19 protein-coding genes, 1 tRNA gene and 1 pseudogene are annotated in these 18,789 nt (G+C 64.4%); 15 read left to right on the forward strand and 6 right to left on the reverse strand.

Features of this window, described 5'->3' with window-relative positions:
• Nucleotides 1–70 precede the first annotated feature (70 nt).
• The 5 genes from cls to PE067_RS17100 all read left to right on the forward strand — a co-directional run bounded on the left by cls (nucleotide 71) and on the right by PE067_RS17100 (nucleotide 4,948).
• Entirely contained in the window at nucleotides 71–1,498 is a 1,428-nt protein-coding gene (gene cls / locus PE067_RS17080) for a cardiolipin synthase (RefSeq protein WP_276190897.1), read from the forward strand.
• Nucleotides 1,499–1,507: 9 nt separating this feature from the next.
• Complete coding sequence (locus PE067_RS17085) at nucleotides 1,508–1,825, forward strand: 4a-hydroxytetrahydrobiopterin dehydratase (RefSeq protein WP_276190898.1); 318 nt, start codon at nucleotides 1,508–1,510, stop codon at nucleotides 1,823–1,825.
• Between the two features lie 128 nt (nucleotides 1,826–1,953).
• Entirely contained in the window at nucleotides 1,954–3,690 is a 1,737-nt protein-coding gene (ilvD, locus tag PE067_RS17090; RefSeq protein ID WP_276190899.1) for a dihydroxy-acid dehydratase, read from the forward strand.
• Between the two features lie 16 nt (nucleotides 3,691–3,706).
• The gene (locus tag PE067_RS17095) at nucleotides 3,707–4,492 is read left to right on the forward strand and encodes a DUF6478 family protein (RefSeq protein WP_276190900.1); all 786 of its coding nucleotides are present in this window, start codon (nucleotides 3,707–3,709) and stop codon (nucleotides 4,490–4,492) included.
• 36 nt (nucleotides 4,493–4,528) lie between these two features.
• Entirely contained in the window at nucleotides 4,529–4,948 is a 420-nt protein-coding gene (locus tag PE067_RS17100; RefSeq protein ID WP_276190901.1) for a hypothetical protein, read from the forward strand.
• 210 nt (nucleotides 4,949–5,158) lie between these two features.
• On the opposite strand, the gene PE067_RS17105 is transcribed toward PE067_RS17100, so the two are convergent.
• On the reverse strand, nucleotides 5,159–5,869 hold the full coding sequence (locus PE067_RS17105) for a GNAT family N-acetyltransferase (protein ID WP_276190902.1): 711 nt from the start codon (nucleotides 5,867–5,869) through the stop codon (nucleotides 5,159–5,161).
• Nucleotides 5,866–6,606: a molybdopterin-binding protein gene (locus PE067_RS17110; RefSeq protein WP_276190903.1), complete on the reverse strand. Its 741-nt coding sequence runs from the start codon at nucleotides 6,604–6,606 to the stop codon at nucleotides 5,866–5,868. The genes PE067_RS17105 and PE067_RS17110 overlap by 4 nt, the downstream gene beginning before the upstream one ends.
• A gap of 113 nt (nucleotides 6,607–6,719) precedes the next feature.
• Between PE067_RS17110 and map the strand changes: the two genes are divergently transcribed.
• Entirely contained in the window at nucleotides 6,720–7,523 is an 804-nt protein-coding gene (map, locus tag PE067_RS17115; protein WP_276190904.1) for a type I methionyl aminopeptidase, read from the forward strand.
• Here map and PE067_RS17120 read toward each other — a convergent pair.
• Both PE067_RS17120 and PE067_RS17125 read right to left on the reverse strand, forming a co-directional pair.
• The gene (locus PE067_RS17120) at nucleotides 7,520–7,798 is read right to left on the reverse strand and encodes a sulfotransferase (protein WP_276190905.1); all 279 of its coding nucleotides are present in this window, start codon (nucleotides 7,796–7,798) and stop codon (nucleotides 7,520–7,522) included. The two genes, map and PE067_RS17120, sit on opposite strands and share 4 nt — an antisense overlap.
• 4 nt (nucleotides 7,799–7,802) lie before the next feature.
• A complete protein-coding gene (locus PE067_RS17125) occupies nucleotides 7,803–8,822 on the reverse strand; it encodes a LacI family DNA-binding transcriptional regulator (RefSeq protein WP_276190906.1) in 1,020 nt (339 codons plus the stop codon).
• A gap of 97 nt (nucleotides 8,823–8,919) precedes the next feature.
• Between PE067_RS17125 and PE067_RS17130 the strand changes: the two genes are divergently transcribed.
• Nucleotides 8,920–8,996 (forward strand) — tRNA-Arg (locus tag PE067_RS17130).
• Nucleotides 8,997–9,174: 178 nt separating this feature from the next.
• Here the strand turns inward: PE067_RS17130 and PE067_RS17135 are convergent.
• Entirely contained in the window at nucleotides 9,175–9,531 is a 357-nt protein-coding gene (locus tag PE067_RS17135; RefSeq protein ID WP_276190907.1) for a hypothetical protein, read from the reverse strand.
• Nucleotides 9,532–9,556: 25 nt separating this feature from the next.
• A complete protein-coding gene (locus PE067_RS17140; RefSeq protein WP_276191064.1) occupies nucleotides 9,557–10,690 on the reverse strand; it encodes a hypothetical protein in 1,134 nt (377 codons plus the stop codon).
• Nucleotides 10,691–10,694: 4 nt separating this feature from the next.
• On the opposite strand from PE067_RS17140, the pseudogene PE067_RS17145 reads away from it, so the two are divergent.
• The 8 genes and pseudogenes from PE067_RS17145 to PE067_RS17180 form a co-directional block, all read left to right on the forward strand.
• Nucleotides 10,695–10,981: pseudogene (locus PE067_RS17145) on the forward strand (IS5/IS1182 family transposase); the annotation flags it as partial.
• Nucleotides 10,982–11,036: 55 nt separating this feature from the next.
• Entirely contained in the window at nucleotides 11,037–12,362 is a 1,326-nt protein-coding gene (locus PE067_RS17150; RefSeq protein ID WP_276190908.1) for an FAD-binding oxidoreductase, read from the forward strand.
• Between the two features lie 15 nt (nucleotides 12,363–12,377).
• Nucleotides 12,378–12,953: a thiamine pyrophosphate-binding protein gene (locus PE067_RS17155; RefSeq protein WP_276190909.1), complete on the forward strand. Its 576-nt coding sequence runs from the start codon at nucleotides 12,378–12,380 to the stop codon at nucleotides 12,951–12,953.
• A complete protein-coding gene (locus PE067_RS17160) occupies nucleotides 12,937–14,028 on the forward strand; it encodes a thiamine pyrophosphate-dependent enzyme (RefSeq protein WP_276190910.1) in 1,092 nt (363 codons plus the stop codon). Before PE067_RS17155 ends, PE067_RS17160 begins: the two co-directional genes overlap by 17 nt.
• 228 nt (nucleotides 14,029–14,256) lie before the next feature.
• A complete protein-coding gene (locus PE067_RS17165; RefSeq protein WP_276191066.1) occupies nucleotides 14,257–14,589 on the forward strand; it encodes a hypothetical protein in 333 nt (110 codons plus the stop codon).
• Nucleotides 14,590–14,831: 242 nt separating this feature from the next.
• Entirely contained in the window at nucleotides 14,832–15,089 is a 258-nt protein-coding gene (locus tag PE067_RS17170; protein ID WP_276190911.1) for a DUF4212 domain-containing protein, read from the forward strand.
• A gap of 13 nt (nucleotides 15,090–15,102) precedes the next feature.
• A complete protein-coding gene (locus PE067_RS17175; RefSeq protein ID WP_276190912.1) occupies nucleotides 15,103–16,914 on the forward strand; it encodes a sodium:solute symporter family protein in 1,812 nt (603 codons plus the stop codon).
• Between the two features lie 54 nt (nucleotides 16,915–16,968).
• Nucleotides 16,969–18,786 carry a DUF294 nucleotidyltransferase-like domain-containing protein gene (locus tag PE067_RS17180; RefSeq protein ID WP_276190913.1) on the forward strand — a complete coding sequence of 606 codons (1,818 nt, stop codon included), beginning with the start codon at nucleotides 16,969–16,971 and terminating at the stop codon, nucleotides 18,784–18,786.
• The last annotated feature ends 3 nt before the right edge of the window (nucleotides 18,787–18,789 follow it).

The raw sequence follows: 18,789 nt of genomic DNA on the forward strand, positions 1-18,789 counted from the left end.
TGCCGCAGCATGAAATAGGCCGAGACGCGCGGAATTGCAATTCCGCGTTGGCCGCGCCTAAATGGTTCGCATGTGGACCGAAACGCTTATTTTCCTGCATTACGGGGTCACGCTGGCGGTTGCGATTCGCGTGCTGTTGCGGCCGCGACTGGAACCTTCCGTGCGGCTGTCGTGGATCTTGATCATCCAGCTGATCCCGCTGGTCGGCATCCTGGCCTATGTCCTGTTCGGAGAGATCCGCATGCGCGGCGCCGAAGTGCAGCGCATGGCCGATGTCCGCGACCGCCTGTCAAGCCTGTGGCGTGCCAGCGACCAGACCGTCGCGCGCTTTGGCGGCGTTGCCGGCCCGCTGGTCGCGGCGGTCGAGGCGACGGGCGGCTTTCATGCCGTGCGCGGCAACCGGATCGAGCTTTTGCCCGAAGACGACACGGCGATGGACCAGATGGTCGCGGCCATCGACGCCGCACAGGATCATGTCCACATCCTGTTCTATATCTGGCTGGACGATGTGTCGGGCCGCAAGGTCGCCGATGCGACGATTCGCGCGGCCAGCCGGGGCGTTGCCGTCCGGGTGATGGTGGACGCCATCGGCTCGCGCGCGTTTTCGCGCAGCGTGACATGGGCCAATATGAAGGCCGCGGGGATCGAATGTGTGATCGCCTTGCCCCTGGGGTTGCCGATCATCGGGGCGCTGTTTCAGCGCATGGACCTGCGCAACCACCGCAAGATTCTGGTCGTGGACAATGACACGGGCTTTACCGGCAGCCGCAACTGTTCGGACATGGCCTTTGCCGCCAAGCCGCGCTTTGCCCCCTGGGTCGATATCCTGCTGCGCATCAACGGCCCGGTCGTGCGGCAGATGCAGGCGGTCTTTTTGCAGGACTGGATGAGCTATACCGGCGAGGATCTGGGCGAGATGCTGGAACAGACCGTCCCGGCCGACGAACCCGGCATCATCGCGCAGGTCGCGGGCACCGGCCCCGACCGCCGCCATGGCACGCTGTCCGACTGCATGGCGACGATGCTGTATGCGGCGCGCGAATCCGTCACCATCACCACGCCCTATTACGTCCCGGATGCGGCGCTGGACGTCGCAATCCGTTCGGCCGCGCGGCGCGGCGTCCGGGTCCGCATGATCCTGCCCGAGCGCAACGATCTGCTGGTCGTTGCCGCCAGCAGCGAGGGTTTCTATTACAGCCTGCTGTCGGCCGGGGTCGAATTGTATCTGTTCCGCGCGGGGCTGCTGCATTCCAAGACGATCACCGTCGACAATGCCTTTTCCATGGTCGGCAGCGCCAACATGGATCGCCGCAGCTTCGAGATCAATTACGAGATGAACATGCTGATTCTGGACAACGCCCTGACCGCGCAGATCCTGCAGCGTCAGGACAGCTATATCCGCCGGGCGCGGCCCCTGACGATCCAGGAAATCCGTGACTGGTCGGTCTGGCGCAGATTGCGCAACAACCTGCTGGCTCTGGCCAGCCCGCTTTTATAGGGGGATACCATGTCGATAGCCGATGCCCGCATTGTCGATGGCGCGCCGCTTTTGCCCGCTGACGAAACCGCGCTGATCCTGAAAGACCTCGAAGGTTGGGCGCTCGTCGATGATGGCCGCGCGATCGAGCGCGCCTTTGCCACGAAAAGCTTTGTCCGGGCGCAGGCGATTGCGGCTCTGGCGGGCGGGATCGGGGAAATGGCCAATCATCACCCCGACATCGCCTATGGCTGGGGCTATGCCCGCGTGCGCTATTCGACCCATTCGGCGGGCGGCGTCACGATGAACGACCTGATCTGCGCGGCGCGGCTGAACGCGGTCTGCTAGGCGCTGTCGTGCCAGCCGGGGGACGGTCGGGCTGTGACGGGCGGGCTGCGGACGGGCGGTCTTGCACTGCGGGGGCGGGGGGCCTATCGCTTTTCCTTAGCCCGAATAGCCCAGCCAAAGGACGTTCGATGACCACGAACCAGCGTTTCGACAAATCCCGCCTGCCGTCGCGGCATGTGACCGAAGGCCCGGCGCGTGCCCCGCATCGCAGCTATTTCTATGCGATGGGCATTTCCGAAGACGAAATCCACAGCCCCTGGGTCGGCGTCGCCACCTGCTGGAACGAGGCCGCGCCCTGCAACATCGCGCTGAACCGTCAGGCGCAATCGGTCAAGCAGGGCGTGAAAAAGGGCGGCGGCTGCCCGCGCGAATTCACCACGATCACCGTCACCGACGGCATCGCCATGGGTCACGAAGGCATGCGGTCGTCGCTGGCCAGCCGGGACGCGATTGCCGACACGGTCGAACTGACCATGCGCGGCCATTGCTATGACGCGCTGGTCGGGCTGGCCGGTTGCGACAAGTCGCTGCCGGGGATGATGATGGCGATGGTGCGGCTGAACGTGCCAAGCGTGTTCATCTATGGCGGCTCGATCCTGCCGGGCAAGCTGAACGGCAAGGACGTCGTCGTGCAGGACGTGTTCGAGGCCGTGGGCCAGCACGCGGCCGGCAATATGTCGGACGCCGAACTGGAAATTCTGGAACGTGTCGCCTGCCCATCCGCCGGGGCTTGCGGCGGGCAATATACCGCGAATACCATGGCCTGCGTGTCGGAAGCCATCGGTCTGGCGCTGATGAATTCGTCCGGCGCCCCCGCGCCTTACGAATCGCGCGACCAATACGGCCTTGCCTCGGGCGAGGCGGTGATGACCCTGATCGAGAAAAACATCCGCGCCCGCGACGTGGTGACCCGCAAGGCGCTGGAAAACGCCGCGCGGGTCGTCGCCTGCACCGGCGGCTCGACCAATGCCGGGCTGCATCTGCCCGCGATCGCACATGAGGCCGGGATTGATTTCGACCTGTTCGACGTCTGCGACATCTTCAAGGACACCCCCTATTTCGTGAACCTGCGCCCCGGTGGCGATTACGTCGCCAAGGACCTGTTCGAGGTGGGCGGCGTCCCCGTCGTCATGCGCGAATTGCGCAAGGCGGGGCTGATCCACGAGGATTGCCTCACCGCATCCGGCCGCAGCATGGGCGAGGAACTGGACCTGATCACCCGCGAGGCGGACGGCCGCGTCATCCACCCCGTCGCCACGCCGATCACCGCAACCGGCGGCGTCGTCGGGCTGAAGGGCAACCTTGCCCCCGACGGGGCCATCGTCAAGGTCGCGGGCATGAGCGCGGAAAGCCAGGTCTTTACCGGCCCCGCGCTGGTTTTCGAATGCGAGGAAGAGGCGTTCGAGGCCGTCCAGAACCGCGCCTACAGCGAAGGCGATGTCTTTGTCATCCGCAACGAAGGTCCGGCGGGCGGCCCCGGCATGCGCGAAATGCTGTCCACCACGGCGGCGCTTTCGGGGCAGGGCATGGGCAAAAAGGTCGCGCTGATCACCGATGGCCGGTTTTCGGGCGCGACGCGCGGGTTCTGCGTCGGCCATGTCGGGCCCGAGGCCGCGCATGGCGGTCCCATCGCCTTGCTGCGGAACGGCGACATGATTACGATTGACGCGATCCGGGGTGAAATCTCGGTCGATATTTCGGATGAGGAATTTGAACGCCGCAGGGCGGAATGGAATGGTGCGCGCCGGACCGATTATGCGTCGGGCGCCTTGTGGAAATACGCCCAGCTTGTCGGCAAGGCGCGTTACGGGGCGGTCACCCATCCGGGTGCCGCGGCCGAAACCCACGTTTACATGGATCAGTAACGATCGGATTGCAGTCATGGCAATGCGCCCACGCAAGTGGTTGGACAGGGTCACAAGAGAACGGGCCTATCGGGGCTGGGCGGATCTGGCCCGGTCGAAACTGGAATTCGGGCTTTCGCGCCAGCGCGCCCTGCGCGACGAGGCGCTGGCCCTGCGCCGCAAGCTGGACCTGTTCCTGATGCGGACAGACCATCGCCGCGATCTGGCCCGCGAAAGCCTGGATGCGCTGCATCTGCCGGTCGGGACGGATTGGCGGTGGCGGCCGATCTTCATGACCTCGACCATCCGGCCGACGGGGATCGCGGCGCCGGAAAACGGCGAAAGGCTGGGCGAACAGGCGGCGGTCTGGCATGACTGCCCCGAACGCGCGCTGATTCTGGAACAGATCGAAAACCTGCGCGCCACCGACCTGTCGCCCTTTGGCCTGCGCCTTGAGGTGTTCGGCTTTGCGGGCAGCTATCTGTCGGTCTCGATCGACCTGCCGGACCGGGCGCTGGACGGGCTGACGCGCGAACATATCCTGCGGCTGGAAACCGGGCTGGCGCTGGAACGGCCGATGAATGTCTATGCGCGGCTGAACGTCGCCAATGGGCCGAACACCGATCAGGTGCTGCACCAGATCGGCGACCTGACGCCCGGCGCACAGCATCAGCATGTCATCGAATTCGATCTGGCCTATACCGAAATCAACGAAAAGCGGCTGGAAAAGATCTGGATCGACCTGATATTCGAAGCTCCCTATATGAACGCGCTGGCCATCCGCGAGCTGTTCGTCTCGCGTCATTTGCGCGCGGATTTCTAGGAAAAATCAGGCGCTCCGCCGGAAAGGATGCCCAAGATGGCAGACAGATTTGAACAGATCGGATTGAAGGGCGGCATCTGGCAGGGTGTTTTGCACCGCGACGCCCGGCCGGGGCGGGTCATCCTGACCCATCTGGGCGAAACCGTGACTGAGGCCCGCGTGACCGAAGACGGTCCGGGCCACTGGCGGGTTGCCGTTTCGATCCCGTCGGATCGGATTTCGGACGGTGTCCAGAGCTTTATTCTGGTCGAGGACGGCGGTGCGGGACTGGAGCCGCCGGGGCCGGGCGCGGATCGGCTGGCCGTCGTGAACCTGTTGGCCGGGGCGGTTCTGGACGAAGATATCCAGGCCGAAATCTCGCTGCTGAAAGCAGAGATCGAATTGCTGAAACGCGAATTCCGCCGCATGGCTGCCGAGAGGCGATCATCGGGCGATGGGGCCGAGGCGGCAGAGTGACGGGGCCAGTGTGACCGGGGCCAAAGTGACCGGGGCACAGTGACGGGCACAAACTGGGACGGGCACGAATTGGCGGGTCCGGCATGTGCTGGCCATCATGGCGTGCCGGGGTGATCCGCTGCCGGTCGGATCGACGCCGCGCTGATTTTCGGGCATGTCCGGGCGCGATACGACAACACACGGCGGCGGCCCATGGTCGCCACGGGCGTGCTATTCCCAATAGTCGTAGATGCCGACCGTGGCAAAACCCAGCTTGCGATACAGCGCGATTGCGGGGGCGTTCGCGACCGTCACGGCCAGCGCCAGACGGCTGGCACCGGCATCGCGCGCGACCTTTGCCGCGCCGCGCACGACCCATTCGCCCATGCCCTGACGGCGGGCGTTCGGGGCGACCTCGATTGCGTGGATCATGGCGACATCATCGGCCCATGCCAGAAAGGCGGCGGCCACCGGCCAGTCCTTGCTGCGCCCCAGAATCGACATCTTGGGCAGGGTCACGCGGTCCATCGCCGCCTGCCGGGCGGGGGCGATGCTGCCGCCTTCCCAGATTTCGCGCTGCACCGCCAGCGGCGGCCATGACGGGATCGCGGACAGATAGGGCTGTTCGACCTCGGCCAGCAGGGCGGTCGGGGCCACCATGACGGCGGTGGGTTTGCCGGGCGACAGGCCCGCGCCCGCCAGCGCATCCTTCAGGGGGGTATCGTCCTGCATGGCGCGAAACAGCACGGGCTGGTTCCAGTCGCGGTGAATGGCGATGGCGTCGTGGATGCCCTGCGGCGTCCAGCGCTCCAGCGCGCGGGCAGAACCGACGCGCCCGCCGCCGCCCAGACCCCGCCCGACGCGGAAACCCCCGGCATCGCGGTATTCGGCGGCAGGCCAGCTTTCTTCAAAGGCGCGGGACAGTTCGGGATCGCGGATCACAGGGCCAGCCTTTCGCGCAGACGGGTCATGGCATCGGTCACGCGCTGACCGTCCAGCCCCCGGATCACAAGGTTCGTGCCATAGCGCTGCCCGCGCTGGAACGGGTAGGAGCCAAGCGACAGATCGGGGAATTCGCCCGCGACCTCGCGCAGGCCATCGGCCACGTCGGATTCCGGGCGCAGCACCTCCAGCGCCTCGCTGACCGAGGGGCGGCCGGTGGGCAGTTCCGGCACGATCGCCTCGACCATGGCGCGAAAGACTTCGGGGACGCCGGCCATGACATAGGTGTTGCCGATGTGGAAACCGGGGGCGGACGAGACCGCGTTTTCAACCAGCGCCGCGCCAAAGGGGATGCGGGCCATGCGCAGGCGGTTTTCCGTGATCTCGACCCCGCGCTCGCCCCAACGGCGTTCCAGAATGGCGCGGGCCTGCGGGTTGATGTCGATGCCGGTGTCGAAGGCGCGGGCGACCGCGTCGGCGGTGATGTCGTCATGGGTCGGGCCGATGCCGCCGCTGGTGAACAGCATGTCAAAGGCCCCGCCAAGCGATTTGTCCAGCGCCCGGATCGCGCCGACGATCTGGTCTTCGTCATCGCCCACGGTGCGGATCTCGCGCAGGTCGATGCCGATGCTGTTCAGCACCTGCGACAGGTAATGCGCGTTGCCTTCGCGGGTGCGGCCCGACAGGATTTCGTCGCCGATGACCAGAATGGCTGCGGTGGGGTTGTCCGATTGCATTGCGCTTGGCCTCGATCTGATGGCTGCCTGATGCCAAGGTATAGGTCCGCGCGTGGGGCTGGAACAAGTCCGCAATGGGGACTATCTGTGTAACAGCAGAAGACGAGGGCAAGATGAACGACGGGCGCGTCACCAAGGAAGGTATCCGGATCCACAACCCCGAGGATTTCGCGGGGATGCACACGGCGGGCCAGATCACCGCGCGCATCCTGGACGAGGTGGGCGCGATGATCGCGCCGGGCGTGACCACGGGCGAAATCGACGCCTTCATCACGCGCCGCGTGGTCGAACTGAATTCGGTCAGCGCGACCATCGGCTATCGCGGCTATCAGCACGCCAGTTGCATCAGCGTGAACCATGTCGTCTGCCACGGCATTCCCGGCGAAAAGGTGCTGCGCGACGGCGATATCCTGAACATCGACGTGACGGTGATCCATGACGGCTGGTTCGGCGATTCCAGCCGGATGTATGTCGCGGGCAAGACCAACCGCAAGGCAGAGCGGCTGATCGAAGTCACCCATGACAGCCTGATGCGCGGCATCGAGGCGGTGCGCCCCGGCGCCACCTTTGGCGATATCGGCCAGGCGATCCAGAGCTATGCCGAAAGCCAGCGCATGTCCGTCGTCCGCGATTTCTGCGGCCATGGCATCGGCCGCGTCTTTCACGCGCCGCCGAACGTGTTGCACTATGGCCGCTCGGGCAAGGGGCCGGTCATCGAAGAGGGCATGTTCTTTACCATCGAGCCGATGATCAACCTTGGCCGCCCGGAAACCAAGATCCTCGCCGATGAATGGACCGCCGTGACCCGCGACAAATCGCTGTCGGCCCAGTTCGAACATGCGGTGGGCGTGACCGCCGACGGCTGCGAGGTCTTTACCCTGTCGCCCGGCGGGGTGTTCATGCCGAAACTTGCTTAGGCTGTTCCCAGCCAATGCGACAGGTCACGCCCGATCAGCGCGGCGGTATCGGTGATATCGTCGCGGTAAAGCGCGTTCAGGCAGGCCATGTCATCGCGATCCGGGCGGGCCAGCGCCGGGTCGCTGCGGTCGGCGTCCTTGTCAAAGAAATGCAGTTCCTTGTCCGGGGGCAGATACAGGTCGGGCACGGCTTGCAACATGGCATGCAATGCGGTCGTGCCACCCTTCTGGGTGCCGACGATCAGGAAGGATACGCGGGGTTTGGCGGCGTCCATCGACCTACCGGCGGCGGATCGTGTCGCCGGGGATGAAGGTGGGCGTCAGGGCGACGATGCCATCCTCGGGCGCCTCTTCCTTCCCCGCGACGATGCGGGCGGCGCGGCGGCCAATGTCGATGCGGCGCGCGTCGGTCGTGGCCAGACGCATCGGCAGCCCGTCCAGCAGCTCGACCGCGTTGAACCCGGCAAGGCCGATCTGGTTGGGGATGTCCATGCCCTGTTCCATGCACCACAACAACCCGCCCGCGCCGATCATGTCGTTGGAATAATACAGGAAATCCAGATCTGGCTGGCGTGCCAATATGCGTTGGGTCAGTTCGCGGCCCTTGGCCAGCGACGACCCGCCCTGATAATATTCGCGCGCGGCCAGTTGCACGCCCTGTTCGGCCAGACGTTCTTCCAGCCCGGCCAGACGTTTGCGGGCGCGGTGATCCTCGGGCATATGGGTGCCGATAAAGCCGATGCGGCGATAGCCGGCGGCCAGGATTTCGTCGGCGATGTCAGCCCCCGCCCGGCGGTGCGAGATGCCGACGGCGGTGTCGATCGGTTCGCCGTCGATATCCATGATCTCGATCACCGGGATAGCGGCGGCGTCCAGCATCGCCCGCCCGGCCTTGCTGTGTTCCAGCCCGGCCAGAATGACGCCCGAGGGCCGCCAGGACAGCATGTCATACAGCACCTGATCCTCGCGCGAGGGCGAGTAGTTCGTGACCCCCACCACGGGTTGCAGGCTGGTGTCGTCCAGTTCGGCGGAAATCCCGCCCAGCACCTCGGGGAAAACCATGTTCGACAGGGATGGGATGATGACCGCGACCAGATTGACGCGCTGGCTGGCCAGCCCGCCCGCGATCTGGTTCGGCACATAGCCAAGCGTCCGCGCCGCCGTCAGCACCTTTTCCCGCGTCGCCGCCGAAACATCCCCGCGATTGCGCAGCACCCGGCTGACCGTCATCTCGGACACGCCCGCCGCTTCGGAAACGTCGCGAAGAGTCAGGGGGCGATGCGCGCGTTTTGGGGACATGTCGTGACCGATCCTCAAATAATCATTATCGTTACCTGACCGGGGGTGGCGCGGCAAGCTTGCCAATCACCCGGCGACGATGCAAAAGGACAACGGCGGCCCCGTGGCTCAACTGGATAGAGCAGCCCCCTCCTAAGGGGCAGGTTACAGGTTCAAGTCCTGTCGGGGTCACCAGAAAATCCTGCGATTCTGCTAACGAGGCATAAGAGTGCACGATTCCGGGGTTTTTCGTCCACACCCCTGTCAAGCGCCAATCTCGGCGCGACAAATAGATCAGAATATCGTGTTGATTTATATTGATATTTTTATGTGAGTTGGCTAATTTCTGGATTTCAGGCCTGCGAAGGCCATTTCACCGCTTCTCCCTGACAGACGCTGTCAGGAGGACCGGCATCACCTCCTGGCGCAGATAGATCTGGCCGAAATTAAGGCCATCGGGGGCGAATGCCCGGATGTCGGATGCCTTCAGCAGCGAAAGAATCGTGTTCCGGTGAAGGCCGGTTTCAGTCTGCATGGTGGTCAGGGTCAGGAATTTTTCATGGAATGAGGCGATATGCGCTTCCGTCATCCGAAGCTGTGTCCGCCGGGTGACGGGGTGCAGCGTCTCCAGCGCTTCCGCATGGCGGGCCTCGATCAACGCCTGAAACCGCCGCTTGTCCCGCAAACCGATGGAACGCGCGAATTCCGCTGCTGAGATGACGCCGGGCAAGGCGTCAACCGCGCGCATCGCGTGATCAGCACGGGCTTTCCGCCATCGATCCACCGATGACTTCTGGACCGAGAACCCGTGATAGCCCTCGTCCGTCGCGACCCGACCGATCTGCAAATCGCCCGCACGGATGGCCGAGATGATGTCGCCGACCGGCATGTGCGCCCGGGCGCTCGCCGCCTGCAAGGCGTTCCCACCCCTGCCCATCTGGAGGAATCGGCACCGACAGCGCCTGCAACTCGGCGTTCAGGGCGAGACCATCCTGGATCCGCCATTTCAGCTTGATCGACGTGCTTTGTGTCCGGGCTTTCAGAACCCCTCCGCGGATCAGCGCCTCGACCTCACCCTTGGTCGCGCCCATGGCCTGTGCGAGACCGATGGCGGTGACCAGCGACGCGACCTCGGCCAGCAATGGCGCGTAGATGTTGGCAGGAAAGGTCCTGCGGCGGCGCGGTCGGTCATCGCCCGGAGCGAAAGCGCCCGCCTCGGTCAGGAATTGGTCCAGCGCCACCTCCCCGACACCGGTTTCCAGAGAGGCGGTTCTGACCGAGTGCAGGCGCCGCTCAGACACCTCGCGGCCTAGCAGAAATTCACCGGGAGCGACCGGCCAGACCGAGAGGATGACCTCGCGCAGGATATCCCGAAAGATGTCGAACTCGGGCAGATCACGGTAATCATGGCTCAGTTTGACGAAGAGCCATCCGAAGGCTGACGGTGCTTCCACCGCCGCCCGGCTGGCCGTCACCGCCAGTTCGTCCAGCGCCTGACGGATCGCGGCCTCGCCCTGCCGCGCATATTCAAAGCCCGCTGCCTGGGCGGCGCGAAGATCCACTTCCGCCTGCCGATAGCCGATGTTCCGCGGGCGCAGAAGTTCTATGCCCAGCAGGCGGCAAAAGGCCGTGGCGGCATAGAGCGTGTGCCGGGAAAGCCAGGTCGGGTCCTCACCGGTTTCCAGCCTGTGATCCAGCCAGACATCATAGGCCGAGGGTGCCAGTTCCGGCTGTCTGAGCGCGCCGTCGAGAATACGATCGGAAATCCTGCCAAGTTGGAACTGGATATCCAGCCGCTTCACCGGATCATGCTCTTCCCAGAGAGGAACCAGCGGATGTCGATGGCGCAGGCAGATGGTCACCTCGCGCAACTGCCAATGCCCGCGCATGGCCATACCCATACGCAAGAACGGACGACGATGGCGGCAGGACTGCCCTGCCGCCGCTGTCCGCAACGAGATCCTCCGGGCAACCCAACGCCTGGGCAGGACCATATGGAGGCGCTGGTCGGGTATCACGCCCGAAGCAGGATCGAAGCCAGGATGCGGTGTCTCAAGGCATTCGGTGAACGCATCGCATCCAGAGACCCGGACCGCCAGACCGCCGAGATCCATATCCGCGTCGCTCTGATGAACCGATCCAATGCCCTCGGCTCCGCCGAGATCGAACGCGTGGCATGAAACAAACGGGGAAAGGGGCACCGGCGCTAACACCCTGACTTCTGCAACAACGCCCGTGGCGCCAAGGTATCGCGACGACGCCAGCGGCATACCGGGCGCCCCGCCGCTTGCCGTGCTGGCGCCCCGCTCGGCCCAGGACTGCGCGCAGATCCTGAGCACGCTTCAGCGGACCCGGCATCCTTGCGTCGTTCAGGGCGGGCGCACCGGGCTTTCGGGCGGCGCGCGCGTCCGCCCGCAGGAAATCGTCCTGTCGCTGGAACGTCTGACGCAAGCGCCGGAAATCGACCCGGTCGCGGGCGTCATGATCGTGGGCGCCGGTGTCGCGCTGGAATCCGCGCGACAGGCCGCAGCAGCGCAGGGCCTGTTTCTGGCGGCGGATCTGGGTGCGCGCGGCAGCGCGACACTGGGCGGCATGGCGGCCACGAATGCAGGCGGGCCGCTGGCGCTGCGCTATGGCACCTTTCGCCAGCAGGTTCTGGGACTAGAGGGCGTTCTGGCCGATGGCACCATCATCTGCCGCTTGGACGGTCTGGCCAAGGACAACAGCGGCTATGATCTTGGCCAGTTCCTGATCGGGACCGAGGGCACGTTGGGCGTTATCACACGTCTGGCCCTGCGCCTGCACCCCGCGCCCCGGGGGCGGCGGGTTGCGATCTGCGCGCTGGACAGCGCAGATGCCGCCCTGACGCTGTTGCCCCTGCTGCGCACCGGGCTGGGGGCGCTGTTAACCGCCTGCGAATTGATCGTCGAGCCGTTGATGACAGCGGCCTGCACCAGTCAGAATCTGCGCTACCCGTTTCAGGCGCATTGCGGTGCGGCGGTCCTGATAGAGGTCGCCGGCCCAGATCCCGATGCGGATGGCGCAAGGCTGGAGTCCGTCCTTGCGGGTGCGCTTGAAACGGGGCTGTTGCGCGATGCCGTGCTGTCGGCGTCAGAGGCGGATTGCAAGCGTCTTTGGGCGTTGCGCGAAGGCTGCAGCCACCATCTGCTGGACCTGCCTGCGATCACCAGTCTTGACCTGTCCTTGCCGATTCCCGCAATCCCGTCCTTTTTGTCCGATGCGGCCATGCTTTTGGTGGACCAGACCGCGCCATTTGTCTTTGGTCATATGGGTGACGGCAATCTGCACTATATCCTGCCCGGAAAACCCGACACGCAGGTGCTGGTGCGGCTGTTCAAGCTGCTGGCGCGGCATGGTGGCGTCATCACCGCCGAACATGGCGTTGGCTTGGACAAGGTCGCCTATCTGCCACTGTGTCGCCCCGACGCCGAACTGGCCGCGATGGCCCGGCTAAAGGCCGCCGTCGATCCGCACTGGATCCTGAATCCGGGTCGCGTCCTGCCCGATCCTCTGCCAGCGGGCCCGCCGCCCGATCCTTGACCTGAAGGAGCCAAGATGAACACCCCCGCAGAAAAGACCGTTCACGAACTGCTGGCCGACAGTCTGGCGGCGCATGGCGTCAGCCACCTGTTCGGCCTGATAGGGGATGCCAACCTGTTCATGGTGGACGCTTTTATCCGCGCGGGTCGCGGTCAATATGTTCCCTGCACGCATGAGGCATCGGCGGTGCTTGCCGCGATCGGCTTTGCGCAGGCAAGCGGGCGAACGGGGGTCGCGACGATCACCCACGGACCCGCGCTGACCAATGTCATCACCGCATTGGTCGAGGGCGTCAAGGGCTGCATTCCGGTGGTGGTTCTGTGCGGCGACACGCCCCCCGGCGATCTGGAACACCTGCAAAAGGTCGATCAGCGCGAATTGGTAAAAGCCGCTGGCGCGGGCTTTGTCGAAATGCGCAGTCCTGCAACCGCGACGCAGGATCTGGCCCGCGCGTTTCGACAGGCCGCGATGGAACGGCGCCCGGTCATCTTGAACATGCGCGTTGATCTGCAATGGGAAAAGGCGCCGGCGATCCCGCCTGTCGTGCTGCATGCCGCCCCGATGCGCGTCTGCCGTGACCGAGGGCGATGATTTCGACGAGGCGATGGGCATGATCGCATCCGCCCGGCGCCCGCTGATCGTTGCGGGCCGCGGCGCCACCGATCCACGGTCCAAAGCGGCGATCCCTGATCTGGCGCGCAGGTTGCAGGCCCCGGTCGCAACGACCCTCAAGGCGGCCGGGCTGTTTTACGGCGAAGCGTTCAATCTGGGAATTTTCGGCACGCTCAGCACCCCGGTTGCGGTCGATACGATTTTGCAATCGGATTGCATCATCGGCTTTGGCGCCAGCTTCAGCCGCCACACGACTGCATCCGGCAGCTATCTGCAAGGCCGCCGCGTGGTGCAGGTTCTGGGCGACATGCAGGAAAACTGTCGCCGGACCGATGCGGGTATGTTGCTGTTGGGCGATCCGGCACTGACGGCGCAACGCATGGTCGAGGTTCTGGACGAGGCAGAGATCCCGGCATCAGGTCATGCCGACGCCGATCTGCAAAATCGTCTGCAGCAAGAGGCCAGCCAGCTTGCCATGCCTGCAGCTTTCCGGGCGGGACGCGACGGCACGGTGGATTTCTTCCCGGCGCTTCGCGCGCTGGAGAGGGCATTGCCAAAAGACCGCGTCGTTGTTACTGATCTGGGCCGCTTCGTGACCTCGGCATGGAAAGCCTTTCCCGTCTCGGCGGCCGGGGATTTCGTCTATACCTCGCATTTCGCATCCATCGGCCTTGGCCTGTCCGAAGCCATCGGTGCGGCCCATGCGGCAGGTGATCGCACCACGGTGCTGATCGCGGGGGATGGAGGCTTCCTTCTGAGTGGTCTCAGCGAGCTACACACGGCAATCCGGCAGAATCTGAATCTGGTCGCGATCATCTGCAATGACGGCAGCTATGGTGCCGAGCATGTTCAGTTCACCCGCCGGGCCATGAGCCCGGAAAATTCAATGATTGCTCCACCGGATTTTACGGCGATCGCCCGGTCAATGGGTGCGGGCGCAACCCGTGTTTACGGGGCCGACGGCATTGCGGCAGCAGTTCGTGTCGTTGCCGCCAGAAAGGGGCCCGTCCTGATCGAACTCATGCTTGATCCCGAACTCGTGCCGATGGAATGACCCGCGACCGCAGGCCAAGAACAGGTCGCGCCATTGCGCGCCGTTTCGTGAACTGGCAGCGGACGCTTTGCAGGACGCGGTTTTCTGGCGCGACAACAGGGGCCTGTCCGACCGGGCGCAATCAGGTCCGATCTTCCTGATCCGGTCGCAGAGGCGGGACCGCCCCACATTCATCGGCTTCAGGCCGAACGGCCCCGACCTGACGCATGTGCAGGACGTTCACGAAACATGGGGTTATTCAGCCTGACCCCCAAGGCTCGCTCCACCGCCGGCAAGGTCTGGCTCGGTGTCATTGCGTGCGCCGGTGACGAGGCCTTGCGCAAGACACGGGTCTTGGGTGCCCCTTGCCCGTCCGCGATCAGCTTCGCGCTGAAATCGCGCCTGCACGGGTTGCTGAATATCCGTTACGTTCATGCCGTTAAGGCAAGACATAAACAGGCTTGTGCGAAACACTTTTTCGCGGTTACCCTCGACAGGAGGGCATCGTCTACAGGTTCGGACCACCCGGCCAAGGAGTGGATGATGCAGAAGGGGAACGGGAACATCACACTTGTGGGTTGAATTCAAAAAGAATGATTCAACATGGTCAAGATGTGATCACCCATGTGCAGCGTCGGGGATCGGCGGTCGAAAGGCTGATAGCGTGCCCGATGTGCGAAAATCACGCGACAAACTGGCCGAAACAGGAAGCCGCTGGTGCGTGACCGGATAGCCGCCCCTTGGGGCGACATGCCCTTATGGGCAGGGACACAGATCTTCCGGCAAGACCACAACAGGACCAACACGAGGGAGGAGACTGACAGATGAGTGACAAATCGTCATCGAACGCCTATTGGAAAGCCAATCTCAGGATCATCTGGATATCACTGGCCATCTGGGCGCTGGTGTCCTACGGGTTCGGCATCATCCTGCGGCCGCTGGTCGCGTCGATTGCCGTCGGCGGTTCGGACCTTGGTTTCTGGTTCGCGCAGCAGGGTTCGATCCTGGTCTTCATCATTCTGATCTTCGTTTACAGCTGGCGCATGAACAAGCTGGATCGCGAATACGGCGTGGACGAGTGAGGGGAATGAACGCATGAGCCAATTTGCCCTTAACCTGATCGTGATCGGCGCGTCATTCGCGCTGTATATCGGCATCGCAATCTGGGCCCGCGCAGGGTCGACCGCAGAATTTTATGCCGCCAACCGGGGCGTCGGCCCCGTCATGAACGGCATGGCAACCGCCGCCGACTGGATGTCGGCGGCGTCTTTCATTTCGATGGCCGGCCTGATCGCCTTTACCGGCTATGACAACTCGACCTATCTGATGGGCTGGACGGGCGGCTATGTGCTGCTGGCCCTGCTGCTGGCGCCCTATCTGCGAAAATTCGGCAAGTTCACCGTGCCGCAATTCATCGGGGATCGGTTCTATTCGCAGACCGCGCGCATCATCGGCGTGATCTGCCTGCTGATTATCTCGATCACCTATGTGATCGGCCAGATGACCGGCGTCGGCGTGACCTTTTCGCGCTATCTCGAGGTTTCCAGTTCGACCGGATTGTGGATCGGCGCGGCGCTGGTGTTCTGCTACGCCGTTCTGGGCGGGATGAAGGGCATCACCTATGCGCAGGTGGCGCAATATATCGTCCTGATCATCGCCTATACCATTCCGGCGGCGTTCATCGCGATGCAGCTGACCGGCCATGTCCTGCCGCAGACGGGACTGTTCGGCACGCATGATGCGTCGGGCGCCAAGTTCCTGGCGAAGCTGGATCAGGTGGTGACGGATCTGGGCTTCCGGTCCTATACCGGGCACCACAATTCGACGCTGGACATGGTCCTGTTCACGCTGGCGCTGATGATCGGCACCGCGGGCCTGCCGCATGTCATCATCCGGTTCTTTACCGTGCCCAAGGTCGCGGATGCGCGCAAGTCGGCGGGTTGGGCGCTGGTGTTCATCGCGCTGCTGTATACGGTCGCGCCTGCTGTTGGTTCGATGTCGCGTTTCAACCTGACCACGACCATGTGGCCGGGCGCCGAAACCGGCGATACCTTCAGCATGCCTGCGGTGTCGGTCGATGCGATCAACAACGACCCGGACCTGACCTGGATGCGCAACTGGCAAGCCACCGGCCTGCTGGCATGGGAAGACAAGAACGGCGACGGCCTGATCCAGTATTACAACGAGGCAGGCGCGGCAGACGCCCCGGTTGCCGCGATCATAGAGGAACAGGGCCTTGTCGGCAACGAGCTGACCACCGTCAACAATGACATCATGGTTCTGGCCAACCCCGAAATCGCCAACCTGCCCGGTTGGGTGATTGCCATCGTGGCGGCGGGCGGTCTGGCGGCGGCGCTGTCGACGGCGGCGGGGCTGCTGCTGGCGATTTCCAGCGCGGTGTCGCATGACCTGATCAAGGGCGCGATCAATCCCGCGATCAGCGAAAAGAACGAGTTGCTGGCCGCGCGGATTTCCATGGCGGTGTCGATTCTGGTCGCGACCATCCTGGGCCTGAACCCGCCCGGATTCGCGGCGCAGACCGTGGCGCTGGCCTTTGGTCTGGCGGCCAGTTCGATCTTCCCGGTTCTGATGATGGGCATCTTCAGCAAGCGCATCAACGCGCCGGGCGCGATCTGGGGCATGATTGCCGGCATGGTGTCGACGATCCTGTATATCTTTGCCTACAAGGGCTGGTTCTTTGTCGCGGGCACCAACATGCTGCCCGATACGGCTGATGCCTGGCTGTTCGGCATCTCGCCGGCCTCGTTCGGGACCGTTGGTGCGCTGATCAACTTTGCCGTTGCCTATGCGGTGTCCAGCGCGACCGCAGAGCCCCCGGCAGAGGTGCAGGAACTGGTCGAATCGATCCGCGTCCCGCGCGGCGCCGGTGCGGCCCACAGTCACTGACATGCAACAGGCCGTGCCCGTTCAGGGCGCGGCCATTTCCGGACAGGGAGGCATATGGTGACGACAAGCGCCATCAAGGATTTCATTTCCCTGATCCATCCCTATGATGCCTTGCCGCAGGACGAACGGACGCGGATCGCCGCATCATTCGAGCGCAGGCCCGCCACCGCAGGCAGTATGATCTATCAGGTCGGTGACAGGCTGCCCGGCCTTTACCTGATCGAAAGCGGCCGTATCCGCGTGGCGGATGCCAATGGCGATTCCGTATCCGAACTAAGCGCCCGCGATTCCTTGGGCGAGCGCGGCTTGCTGGGCGACGGCACAGCCGTCACCACCGCCACCGCGATCGAGGATTCTTCCGTCCTGATGCTGCCGCGCGACAATCTGCTGCGGCTGATCGACACCTATCCGGTCGTCGCCCGTTTCTTTGTGCATGGCCGCATGTCACCCGGCCGCAGCAATGATCTGGCCATGCTGCGGGTGGGCGAACTGGTCCACCATGCACCGCTGTCCTGCTCTCCCGATACGCCGGCGATCACGGCGGCGCAGATGATGCGGGACGCGGGTGCCAGCAGCATCGGCATCGTGCAGGACGGGCGCCTGACCGGGCTGATGACGATCCGCGACATCTCGGGCCGTATCGTGGCCGAGGGGCGCGACGCGCATACGCCGGTCGGGCAGGTCATGACCCCCGATCCCATTACGCTGTCCCCCGATCAGCTTGGCTATGATGTGTTGCATATCATGCTGGAGCGCCGCATCGGCCATCTGCCGGTGGTGTCGGGCGGGCGCTTTGTCGGCATGGTCAGCCAGACCGACCTGACACGGGTTCTGGCGATGTCATCGGCGGCGCTGATCCATGACATCGCCGGTGCCCGGACCGTTCAGGCACTGGCCGGGGCAACCGCGCGCATCCCGGAACTGCTGCTGCAACTGATGCGGGCGCATCACCACCATCAGGGCGTGACGCGGATGATCACCGATATCGGCGATGCGGTGACGCGACGCCTGATCGCGCTGGCGCAGGACCAGCTTGGCCCCGCGCCCGGCCCCTTCCTGTGGGCGGCCTGTGGCAGTCAGGGGCGGCAGGAACAGACCGGGCTGTCCGATCAGGACAACTGCCTGTTGCTGGGCGACGAATGCCCGGCCGATCACCCATGGTTCGCAGGGCTGGCGCGGTTTGTCAGCGATGGGCTGAACGCCTGCGGCTATGTCTATTGCCCCGGCGACATGATGGCGACCAATCCGCGCTGGTGCCAGCCGGTCAGCGTCTGGCGCGGCTATTTCCGCGACTGGATCGCCAATCCGGGACCAGAGGCGCGCCTGCTGGCCTCGGTCATGTTCGACCTGCGCGCCATCGGTGGCGATGCGACCCTGCTGCAGGGACTGCAGGCGGAAACCCTGGCGATGGCCTCGCGCAACTCGATCTTTGTCGCGCATATGGCGGCGAACGCGCTGACGCACCGCCCGCCACTGGGGCTGGTCGGTGGTCTGGCGACGATCCGGTCGGGGAAACATCGCCGCAAGATCGACATGAAGCTGAACGGCGTCGCCCCGGTGATCGAACTGGCGCGGGTCTGCGCGCTGCAAGGCGGTCTGGCCGCCGTCAACACGCGCGAACGCCTGATCGTGGCCACCGACCGGGGCGTGCTGTCGGAACGGGGCGGGCGCGAACTGATCGCCGCATATGACCTGATCCAGACCACGCGGCTGGACAATCAGGCCGAACAGATCCAGCGTGGCCTGCCGCCCGACAACCTGCTTGACCCCGCAGGATTGCCCGCTTTTGAACGCAGCCATCTGCGAGATGCTTTCGTCGTGGTGCGGACCATGCAATCCGGGGTCGGCTATGACAAACGAATTCCGGGGTAGAAA

The organism is Paracoccus sp. DMF-8, assembly GCF_029309835.1.
Taxonomy (GTDB): Bacteria; Pseudomonadota; Alphaproteobacteria; order Rhodobacterales; family Rhodobacteraceae; genus Paracoccus.

Bases quoted from the DNA above. Each gene is read 5' to 3' on its own strand.
- cls (WP_276190897.1), top strand. From the start codon at position 71: ATGTGGACCGAAACGCTTATTTTCCTGCATTACGGGGTCACGCTGGCG.
- PE067_RS17085 (WP_276190898.1), top strand. From the start codon at position 1,508: ATGTCGATAGCCGATGCCCGCATTGTCGATGGCGCGCCGCTTTTGCCC.
- ilvD (WP_276190899.1), top strand. From the start codon at position 1,954: ATGACCACGAACCAGCGTTTCGACAAATCCCGCCTGCCGTCGCGGCAT.
- PE067_RS17095 (WP_276190900.1), top strand. From the start codon at position 3,707: ATGGCAATGCGCCCACGCAAGTGGTTGGACAGGGTCACAAGAGAACGG.
- PE067_RS17100 (WP_276190901.1), top strand. From the start codon at position 4,529: ATGGCAGACAGATTTGAACAGATCGGATTGAAGGGCGGCATCTGGCAG.
- PE067_RS17110 (WP_276190903.1), bottom strand. From the start codon at position 6,606: ATGCAATCGGACAACCCCACCGCAGCCATTCTGGTCATCGGCGACGAA.
- map (WP_276190904.1), top strand. From the start codon at position 6,720: ATGAACGACGGGCGCGTCACCAAGGAAGGTATCCGGATCCACAACCCC.
- PE067_RS17120 (WP_276190905.1), bottom strand. From the start codon at position 7,798: ATGGACGCCGCCAAACCCCGCGTATCCTTCCTGATCGTCGGCACCCAG.
- PE067_RS17125 (WP_276190906.1), bottom strand. From the start codon at position 8,822: ATGTCCCCAAAACGCGCGCATCGCCCCCTGACTCTTCGCGACGTTTCC.
- PE067_RS17140 (WP_276191064.1), bottom strand. From the start codon at position 10,690: ATGCGCGGGCATTGGCAGTTGCGCGAGGTGACCATCTGCCTGCGCCAT.
- PE067_RS17155 (WP_276190909.1), top strand. From the start codon at position 12,378: ATGAACACCCCCGCAGAAAAGACCGTTCACGAACTGCTGGCCGACAGT.
- PE067_RS17165 (WP_276191066.1), top strand. From the start codon at position 14,257: ATGGGGTTATTCAGCCTGACCCCCAAGGCTCGCTCCACCGCCGGCAAG.
- PE067_RS17170 (WP_276190911.1), top strand. From the start codon at position 14,832: ATGAGTGACAAATCGTCATCGAACGCCTATTGGAAAGCCAATCTCAGG.
- PE067_RS17175 (WP_276190912.1), top strand. From the start codon at position 15,103: ATGAGCCAATTTGCCCTTAACCTGATCGTGATCGGCGCGTCATTCGCG.
- PE067_RS17180 (WP_276190913.1), top strand. From the start codon at position 16,969: ATGGTGACGACAAGCGCCATCAAGGATTTCATTTCCCTGATCCATCCC.